The sequence below is a fragment of the Streptosporangium sp. NPDC003464 genome, from assembly GCF_053588315.1.
Window position 1 is genome coordinate 1 of record NZ_JBSFPS010000360.1, and the last position, 8,257, is coordinate 8,257.

The 8,257-nt window shown below is 71.3% G+C and carries 9 protein-coding genes; 1 reads left to right on the forward strand and 8 read right to left on the reverse strand.

Annotated features, from left to right (window positions below; translation table 11 throughout):
- The 3 genes from ACWDS7_RS44080 to ACWDS7_RS44090 all read right to left on the reverse strand — a co-directional run.
- Nucleotides 1-1,169: acetyl-CoA carboxylase biotin carboxylase subunit (locus ACWDS7_RS44080; protein ID WP_451934155.1), on the reverse strand; the 1,169-nt coding region annotated here is incomplete at its 3' end.
- A gap of 798 nt (nucleotides 1,170-1,967) precedes the next feature.
- Nucleotides 1,968-2,330 carry a nuclear transport factor 2 family protein gene (locus ACWDS7_RS44085; RefSeq protein ID WP_451934156.1) on the reverse strand — a complete coding sequence of 121 codons (363 nt, stop codon included), beginning with the start codon at nucleotides 2,328-2,330 and terminating at the stop codon, nucleotides 1,968-1,970.
- Nucleotides 2,331-2,441: 111 nt separating this feature from the next.
- Nucleotides 2,442-2,810, reverse strand: a complete 369-nt coding sequence (locus ACWDS7_RS44090; RefSeq protein ID WP_451934157.1) for a TipAS antibiotic-recognition domain-containing protein — start codon at nucleotides 2,808-2,810, stop codon at nucleotides 2,442-2,444.
- Between the two features lie 206 nt (nucleotides 2,811-3,016).
- Between ACWDS7_RS44090 and ACWDS7_RS44095 the strand changes: the two genes are divergently transcribed.
- Nucleotides 3,017-3,247 (forward strand): hypothetical protein, encoded by a 231-nt coding sequence (locus ACWDS7_RS44095; protein WP_451934158.1) that lies wholly within the window; start codon nucleotides 3,017-3,019, stop codon nucleotides 3,245-3,247.
- A 178-nt stretch (nucleotides 3,248-3,425) separates the two neighbouring features.
- On the opposite strand, the gene ACWDS7_RS44100 is transcribed toward ACWDS7_RS44095, so the two are convergent.
- From ACWDS7_RS44100 to ACWDS7_RS44120, 5 genes are all read right to left on the reverse strand, one after another.
- Nucleotides 3,426-4,622, reverse strand: coding sequence for a cytochrome P450 (locus ACWDS7_RS44100; protein ID WP_306858527.1), 1,197 nt, complete (start codon nucleotides 4,620-4,622; stop codon nucleotides 3,426-3,428).
- A gap of 187 nt (nucleotides 4,623-4,809) precedes the next feature.
- Nucleotides 4,810-7,047, reverse strand: coding sequence for a heavy metal translocating P-type ATPase (locus tag ACWDS7_RS44105; protein ID WP_451934159.1), 2,238 nt, complete (start codon nucleotides 7,045-7,047; stop codon nucleotides 4,810-4,812).
- A 31-nt stretch (nucleotides 7,048-7,078) separates the two neighbouring features.
- Entirely contained in the window at nucleotides 7,079-7,432 is a 354-nt protein-coding gene (locus ACWDS7_RS44110; RefSeq protein WP_451934160.1) for a hypothetical protein, read from the reverse strand.
- Between the two features lie 177 nt (nucleotides 7,433-7,609).
- Complete coding sequence (locus tag ACWDS7_RS44115; protein WP_306875265.1) at nucleotides 7,610-7,822, reverse strand: heavy-metal-associated domain-containing protein; 213 nt, start codon at nucleotides 7,820-7,822, stop codon at nucleotides 7,610-7,612.
- 51 nt (nucleotides 7,823-7,873) lie between these two features.
- Nucleotides 7,874-8,155, reverse strand: a complete 282-nt coding sequence (locus tag ACWDS7_RS44120) for a metal-sensitive transcriptional regulator (protein WP_451934161.1) — start codon at nucleotides 8,153-8,155, stop codon at nucleotides 7,874-7,876.
- Nucleotides 8,156-8,257: the final 102 nt, after the last annotated feature.

Here is an 8,257-nt window from a genome sequence, read left to right on the forward strand (position 1 = left end):
CAAGGAGCTCGCCGCGACGACCGTTCTGGCGATCTCCCTGGAGGAGGCGTCGGCACCCGGATGCCGGGGCCGCTGGGCAGCGCCAGCCGCGTGATCCGGCCGGGCGAGGGTGCGAAGTCGCGGTCGGGGTCCTCGGCGTTGAGGCGCGCCTCAACGGCGTGCCCCCACTCCTCGGGCGCGTCGCCTTCGAGCTTGCCGCCCGCCGCGATGTGCAACTGGGCCTTCACCAGGTCGACGCCGGTGGTGATCTCGGTGATCGGGTGCTCGACCTGCAGGCGCGTGTTGACCTCGAGGAAGGCGAACAGCCGCTCACCGGGGTGGTAGAGGAACTCGATGGTGCCCGCGCCCCGGTAGCCCACCGCGAGCACGAGCCGCTCGGCCGAGGCCTTCAGCTCGGCGACCTGCTCGGCGTCGAGGACCGGGGAGGCGGACTCCTCGATGATCTTCTGGTTGCGCCGCTGCACGGAGCAGTCGCGCACGCCCAGCGCCCACGCGGTGCCCTGCCCATCCGCGATGACCTGTACTTCGACGTGCCGGGCGCCCGTCACCAGGCGCTCCAGGAACACGACGCCACTGCCGAACGCGCGCGCGGCCTCCTGGCGCGTCAGCTCGTAGGCCCGGGTCAGCTCGTCGGCGTTGGCGACCATCCGGATACCACGACCACCGCCGCCCGCGGTCGCCTTCAGCATCAACGGGTAGCCGATCCGGTCCGCCGCCGCCTTCGCCTCCTCCAGCGTCTCCACCGGACCGCGGCTCCACGGCGCGACGGGCACGCCGACCTCTTCGGCGATCAGCTTCGAGCCGATCTTGTCGCCCAGCTTGCGCATCGCCTCGGCGCTCGGGCCGACGAACGTCACGCCGATCTCGGCGCACAGGTCGGCGAACGCCGGGTCCTCCGCCACGAAGCCCCAACCGACCCAGGCCGCGTCCGCACCGGTCTCGACCAGGGCTTTCTTGAGTACGGCGTGGTCCAGATAGGGCCGGTTCGCCGCGGGCCCCAAGTCGTAGGCGATGTCCGCCTCACGGACGAACGTGGCCGTCCGGTCGGAGTCCGTGTACAGGGCGACGGTCTCGATCCGTGTCCCTGTCTCCGCGGCTAGGTCCCGAACGGCGTGGATGAGCCGCATGGCGGCTTCACCGCGGTTGACGATGGCGACACGACTGAACACTGAGCAGGCCTTTCGAAGACGGTGAACATGGCGGCTACCCTCGCCCCGACCGGGGTACATACTCTTGGCTGCCCCCGGGATGCCGAAATGGCGGGGACTAAGCGTGTTTCGCGGCCGGAGTTGTGGGGATCGCACAGACGCACCCGCCGGGATGGTGTGGCATGCGGCTGATGTGGTCTTGGTCACGCAGCGGCTCATGGACTCGGAGCCGGTTCCCGACCGGCCGCGGCCGAGGGGGTCCGTTTGTCAGGAAGCGACAAAGGCGGTAGGTGGGCCCGCTCCGGTGCCGGACATGCTCCGATGGTGTTCGGAGGGTCTTCGGCGGGTCCGGAACCGGCCTGAGGTCCACATTTAGTTGATCTTGATGCGGGGCCGCGGGGTGCGCTGCCCCGGGTGTGTCCGGCCGCTGACGCCTCACCCGGCGTAGGTTCGGTCCAGCCGTGCGACGCCGAACCTCTGCCGACGCGCAGTCCGCGCCGGTGCGCGGCGCTGCTCTGCCGCGCATGTTGGCGTCTGCCGCCGTCACCGCTCTGCCCCTGCCGGAGTCATGGAAGTCCTGTGCCGAGCGTGCTGACCTGACGCCTGCCCGCTGCCGGTTACCCTGAAACCCTAACCGACGTGAACATATGAAGGGGCCAGGCGTGAGTGCCCGGCCTGTCGAGCCGGTCTGCCGAGCCGGTCATCGATCTTCACCTGCAGTGCGGTCAGAAATCAGAAAGGTGTCGGCGTCTGTCGTCACAGACGGACCGTCGGTACCTTCGCCGTTCCCGGACCCCGAACGGCTCAGGACATACCCGTTCAGGCCACGTAGACGGGGGCGAGATCGACGAATATACGGTAGTCCGTGATCAGGCCGTCGTCGCGGGTGCGCCAGATCGACACGGCTACGACGCTGACATCCTTGCCGTCGAGCCGCCGGTAGGTCACCTCGGTCTCGGCGATGATGTCGGCGTCCACCTGCCAGTTCCTGACGATCCGGTGCCGCAGGCCACCGATGGTGGAGAAGAACGCGCGCAACCCGGCGGCGATGGCCTCACGTCCCGCCATCGGCTCGGCGTTGCCGAACACCAACGTGGCGTCCTCGGCCAGCAACCGCACGAACTCGCCGGGGTCGAACGAGTCGACTGACTGGAAGACGCGTCGCACCACATCGTCGGTCATGCCGATCCTTCCTCGCGCAGTCGGGATCACTGGTGGGGACGATACGGGGCCGAGGGCGACGCGCAACTATCGCCGAGGTGGGTATCTCATCGCCGCAAGGCTCGCCGAAGGTCATCCGGCCTGCCGGGCCCGCTCCAGGTAGTGGACCAGGTCGCGCATCCGGTCCACGGGCCACGGCAGGTTCCGGCCGAGTTCCTCGCTGTTCTCCCGCCACATCGTCCGCGCCGCGGCCCTGGTCCGCTCTCCGCCGTCGCCGTCGCCGTGGAACCGGCCCCCCAGCGCGTCCCAGCGGCCGACCAGGGCCTGCACCCGTGGATCGTCGGCGGGGATGCCGTCCTGGACGTGCCGCAGGAGCTCCTCGACGAGCCCGGCCCATTCGGTCCTGGCCGCCTCGACGGCTTCCGGGCCGAGGCCGGCCCGGCGCCGGGCCAGTTGCTCCCGCTGTTCTGCCGTGAACGAGGTCTCGAACACAGAGATCATCTCCAATGCCGTCATGAACTGGTCCGGATCGGGCATCGACGCGCTGTCGATCTGCTCCAGCAGCCCGCGGAGCTGGTGCGTGAGCTGCTGGAGCCGTCCGCTTGGAGAGGGCCGCCGGGCTCGCCCCCGCCGATGGCGCCACAGTGGGGGAGGCGCCGGTTAGCGTGGAGTGCGGGGCGCGGTGCCCCGGTCCCGGTCAGGAGGTCATGGTGCCGGAAGGGCGTGAGGACACGCAGGCCGCCGAGGCGGTCGGCGGATCCGGTGAGCGGGTCCACGAATACGTCGTCGACCGGGTCAGGGACGTGACCCGCGGAGGAAAGATCGTGTTCGACGCCCCCGGCGGGGGTGTCGACACCGGGCTGCGGCGGCTGATCCCGGTGACCTATGACGTCGTCCTCGACCAGCCGGAGGTCAAGGAGACCGGAGAGGACAAGTGAGCCCGCGGCCGCCGGAGCCCGGCGGCCGCCGCATCACGCCGGATCACGCCGGGGCCACGGCGTGCGCGGCGCCTCGGCCCGCGTGACCCGGCCCGCGTGACCCCGGCCGGCCGGGCGCCGGAAGCGTCCGTGTTCACCCGATGAGACGTCTACCGGCTGATGAGACGCCTGCCCCGGGTCACCACGCGACCTCCAGGGTCGTCAGGCCGTACACGATGTGGAAGGAGCGGAAGTGCGCCTCGGGGGAGACGGGGCGCAGCTCGGGGAAGCGCTGGAGCAGGGCGGGGAAGGCGATCCGCATCTCCATCCGCGCCAGCGGCGCGCCCAGGCAGTGGTGCACGCCGTGGCCGAAGGCCACGTGACCGGGCGCGCCCCGCGTGATGTCGAAGGCGTCCGGGTCGGGCATGAGCGCGGGGTCGCGGTTGGCGGCGGGCAGCGCGCACATCACCAGCTCGCCGGGCCCGATCGTCTGGCCCGCCAGCTCGACCTCCGTGGTGGTCAGCTTGGCCGTGCCGGAGTGGACGATGCTGAGCCAGCGCAGCAGCTCCTCCACCGCCGCGTCGATCCGCTCGGGCTCCTTCCTGAGCAGCTCCAGCTGGTCGGGGTTGCGCAGCAGGGCCAGCGTGCCCAGCCCGAGCATGTTGGAGGTCGTCTCGTGACCGGCCAGCAGCAGCAGGCTGCCGATGCCGGTGAGCTCGTCCGTCGTCAGGTCGTCGCCGTGCTCGCGCACCAGCATCCCGAGCAGCTCCTCGCCCGGGTCGGCCTGGATGCGGGAGACCAGCTCCCTCATGTACGCGCGCGACTCCCGCTGCACCGCCAGGCGCTCCTCGATGGGCACCGACACGTCGAGCATCCGGCTGGTCCTGCGCTGGAAGTCCTCCCGGTCGGCGTACGGCACGCCCAGCAGTTCGCAGATGACCAGCGACGGGACCGGCAGCGCGAACGACGACACCAGGTCGGCCGGCGAGCCCGCGCTCTCCATGGCGTCCAGATGCTCGTCGACGATGCGCCTGATCCGCGGTTCCAGCCGCCGCATCCGGCGGATGGTGAACTCCGGCGTCAGGATCCGGCGCAGCCGGGTGTGCTCGGGAGGGTCGAACGCGAGCAGGTTGCCCGCCCGCATCGCGGCGATCTCCTCCGGGCTCAGCTTCGGCGCGTCCGGCATGCGGATGGCGCTCTGCTGGGCGATGCCGAACCGCTCGGCGTCGCCCAGCACCGCGCGCACGTCCGCGTAGCGGGTGACCAGCCAGGCGTCGACGCCGAACGGCGTGCTGACGCGTCTGACCCCCTCCCCGTCGCGCAGCGCCGCCAGTTCCGGATCAGGATCGAACCCTGCCCGCCGCATGTGCAGCGGCAGAGTCGGAGACTCGCTCATGCAACCCCCTGGATGACTCGCCGTCCAGACCGCTCTCGCACAAAACGGTAGCAACCTATCGTTTATCTGCAAGGGATCTCCGCGAATTGGGAGGGTCGCCGCCTGCCCGTACCCCGGACAGCGGCGTGACGGCCCCCGGCGTCAGGCTGGAGGCCGTCACGGCGCCTCGCTTGTTGAACCCGGCGGCTTACCTGAAGCCGCGCAGCCGCAGGCTGTTGGTCACCACGAAGACCGAGGAGAAGGCCATCGCGGCTCCGGCGATCATCGGGTTGAGCAGGCCGAGGGCGGCCAGCGGGAGGGCGGCCACGTTGTAGGCGAAGGCCCAGAACAGGTTGCCCTTGATGGTGCGCAGGGTGCGGCGGGACAGGCGGATCGCGTCGGCGGCCACCCGCAGGTCGCCGCGGACCAGGGTGAGGTCGGAGGCCTCGATGGCCGCGTCGGTGCCGGTGCCCATGGCCAGGCCGAGGTCGGCCTGGGCAAGCGCGGCGGCGTCGTTGACGCCGTCGCCGACCATGGCCACCGACCGGCCCTCGGCCTGCAGGCGCTTGACCACGTCGACCTTGTCGGCGGGCAGCACCTCGGCGATCACCTCGTCGATGCCCACCTCGGCCGCCACGGACCGGGCGACGGCCTCGTTGTCGCCGGTGAGCAGGACCGGGGTCAGTCCCAGGCCGCGCAGCTGCCTGATCGCCTCCGCCGAGGTCGGCTTGACGGTGTCGGCGACGGTGAGGACCGCGCAGGCCCGGCCGTCCCAGCCGACCGCGACGGCGGTACGGCCGGCCGCCTGGGCCTCGGCCAGCTTGCGCTCCAGCTCGGCGGGCAGGTGCTGGGACCACTCGGCCAGCAGGCGGGGGCGGCCGACGAGGACGGCGTGCCCGTCGACGATGCCCTGGACGCCGAGCCCTTCGACGTTGGCGAAGTCCTCCGGCGCGGGCAGCTCGCCCACCTGGTCGGCGGCGCCCCGGGCGATGGCCTGGGCGATGGGGCGCTCGGAGGCGTGCTCCAGAGCGCCGGCCAGGCGCAGCACCTCGGCGCGGTCCTCGCCGTCGGCGAGGTGCACCTCGGCCAGGGTCATCCGGCCCTCGGTGACGGTGCCGGTCTTGTCGAGCACGACGGTGTCGATGGCGCGGGTGGACTCCAGCACCTCGGGTCCCTTGATCAGGATGCCGAGCTGGGCGCCGCGGCCGGTGCCCACCAGCAGCGCGGTGGGGGTGGCCAGGCCCAGGGCGCAGGGGCAGGCGATGATCAGCACGGCCACCGCCGCGGTGAAGGCGGCGCCGGCGCCGCCGCCGGTGCCGAGCCAGAAGCCGAGGGTGCCGAGCGCCAGCGCGATCACGATCGGGACGAAGATCCCGGAGATGCGATCGGCCAGCCGTTGCACGGCGGCCTTGCCGGTCTGTGCCTCCTCCACCAGGCGGGCCATCTGGGCGAGCTGGGTGTCGGAGCCGACCCGGGTGGCGCGGACGACCAGGCGTCCGCCGGCGTTGACGGTCGCGCCGGTCACGGTGTCGCCGGGCCGTACCTCCACCGGCACCGACTCGCCGGTCAGCATCGAGGCGTCGACGGCGGAGGAGCCCTCCTCGACCACGCCGTCGGTGGCGATCTTCTCGCCGGGCCGGACCACGAACCTGTCGCCGGCCTTGAGCTGGTCGGAGGGGATCCGGATCTCGCGGCCGTCACGCAGTACGGCGACGTCCTTGGCGCCGAGCTCCAGCAGGGCGCGCAGGGCCGCTCCCGCCCGCCGCTTGGAGCGGGCCTCGAAGTAACGTCCGGCCAGGATGAAGGCCGTCACGCCCGCGGCGGCCTCAAGATAGATGTTGCCGGAGCCGTCGGTGCGCTCGATGGTGAAGGCGAACGGGTGCGTCATGCCGGGGGTGCCCGCGCTGCCGAAGAACAGCGCCCACAGCGACCAGCCGAGCGCCGCGATGGTGCCGAGCGAGACCAGGGTGTCCATGGTGGCCGCGCCGTGGCGCAGGTTGGTCCAGGCTGCCCGGTGGAAGGGCCAGCCGGCGTAGACCACGACCGGCGCGGCGAGGGTCAGCGACAGCCACTGCCAGTTGGTGAACTGCAGGGCCGGGATCATCGCCATCGCGATCACCGGCACGGCGAGCACCAGGGAGGTGATCAGCCGGTTGCGCAGCGGCCGGAGCTCGTCCTGGGGCTCGGCCGGCGCGCCTTCGGCGCTGGGCGGAGCGGGCAGCTCGGCGCTGTAGCCGGCCTTCTCCACCTCGGCGACCAGCGCCTGGGGGTCGAGCCCCTCGGGGAAGGTGACCTTGGCCTTCTCGGTGGCGTAGTTGACGGTCGCGGTCACGCCGTCGAGCTTGTTCAGCTTGCGCTCGATCCGGTTGGCGCAGGACGCGCAGGTCATGCCGCCGATCGAAAGTTCGACCGCGCCTTGGGGTCTGTCGTCGGTGAGGGGGGACATCACCTGCTCCTTCCGTCCGTCATGCCAGGTCTCAGTGGTTGTGGCTGCCGTGTTCCGCGGACTCCGTGGGGTCCGGGGCGGGCTTCGGCGCAGAGCTCGGCGTGGGCGTCGCGGTAGCCGCCGTGGACATCCCCGCGCCGAGGGTGAAGTCCGCGGTGCGCACGGTCCCCTCGTGCTGGAAGCCCAGGAAGAGACGGTAGTCGCCCCTGCTGGGCACCTCGGCGTAGAAGGTGATCTCCGGGCCCGGGGCGGTCCTGCCGTCGCCCGGCTCCCCGTCGGGGTGCACGTGCAGATAGGCCAGGTCTCCGGCGTGCAGCGCGACCAGGTGGCCGTGGGCGCCCAGGTAGGGCTGCAGATCGGTGACCGGCTTGCCGTCCTTGCTCACCTTGAGATTCAGCTTACTGGAGGCGCCGGGGATCAGGTCGCCGTCGAGGGTGACGGTGTAGCCGTCGCCCGTGGCCGTACGGCCGGCCGCGGGCAGCGCCTTGGGCGCGTGGTCCCAGGGCTCCGTCGAAGATCACGGCGAGTCCGAGGGCGTAGGCTCCGAGCTTCGCGGGTGTGTTCATGACGGGGTCACCACTCCGTACCCCGCCTCCTCGACGGCGGCGATGATCGCGGAGCCGTCGATCCGGCCCTCGCTGTCGACGGTGAGCAGGCCGGTGGCCAGGTCGACCTCGACGTTGGTGACGCCCGGGACCTCGCTGACCTCTTCGGTGACCGAGCTGACGCAGTGGCCGCAGGTCATGCCCGTGACGGTGTATGTGGTGGTGGTCATGTCGATCACTTCTCCTCTGGGCCTTCGTGGTTCACGTGCTTGGTGTGCTGGTCAGGAGCGGATGAGGCGGGCGATGGCGTCGGAGGCTTCCTTGACCTTGGCCTCGGCCTCGGCGCCGCCCTTCACGGCGGCGTCGGCCACGCAGTGCGCCATGTGCTCCTCCAGCAGGGCGATGGCGAAGGACTGCAGGGCGCTGGTGGCCGCCGACACCTGGGTGAGGATGTCGATGCAGTATTTGTCGTCCTCGACCATGCGCTGCAGCCCGCGCGTCTGACCCTCGATCCGGCGCAGCCGCCGGAGGTGCTCCTGCTTGGTGTCGCTGTATCCGGCCATTCCCCGCCTCCGGTCGCTCTCGTTCCGCCTCCACGTCTACGCCGCGCCGTACCTGGTGCTCGGCTGGATCCTCCCCGTCGTCAACCTGTTCGTCCCCAAGGG

Coding starts and splice junctions, on each gene's coding strand:
- ACWDS7_RS44090 (WP_451934157.1), bottom strand. CDS start 2,810: ATGATCTCTGTGTTCGAGACCTCGTTCACGGCAGAACAGCGGGAGCAA.
- ACWDS7_RS44105 (WP_451934159.1), bottom strand. CDS start 7,047: ATGTCCCCCCTCACCGACGACAGACCCCAAGGCGCGGTCGAACTTTCG.
- ACWDS7_RS44095 (WP_451934158.1), top strand. CDS start 3,017: ATGGTGCCGGAAGGGCGTGAGGACACGCAGGCCGCCGAGGCGGTCGGC.
- ACWDS7_RS44100 (WP_306858527.1), bottom strand. CDS start 4,622: ATGAGCGAGTCTCCGACTCTGCCGCTGCACATGCGGCGGGCAGGGTTC.
- ACWDS7_RS44115 (WP_306875265.1), bottom strand. CDS start 7,822: ATGACCACCACCACATACACCGTCACGGGCATGACCTGCGGCCACTGC.
- ACWDS7_RS44085 (WP_451934156.1), bottom strand. CDS start 2,330: ATGACCGACGATGTGGTGCGACGCGTCTTCCAGTCAGTCGACTCGTTC.
- ACWDS7_RS44120 (WP_451934161.1), bottom strand. CDS start 8,155: ATGGCCGGATACAGCGACACCAAGCAGGAGCACCTCCGGCGGCTGCGC.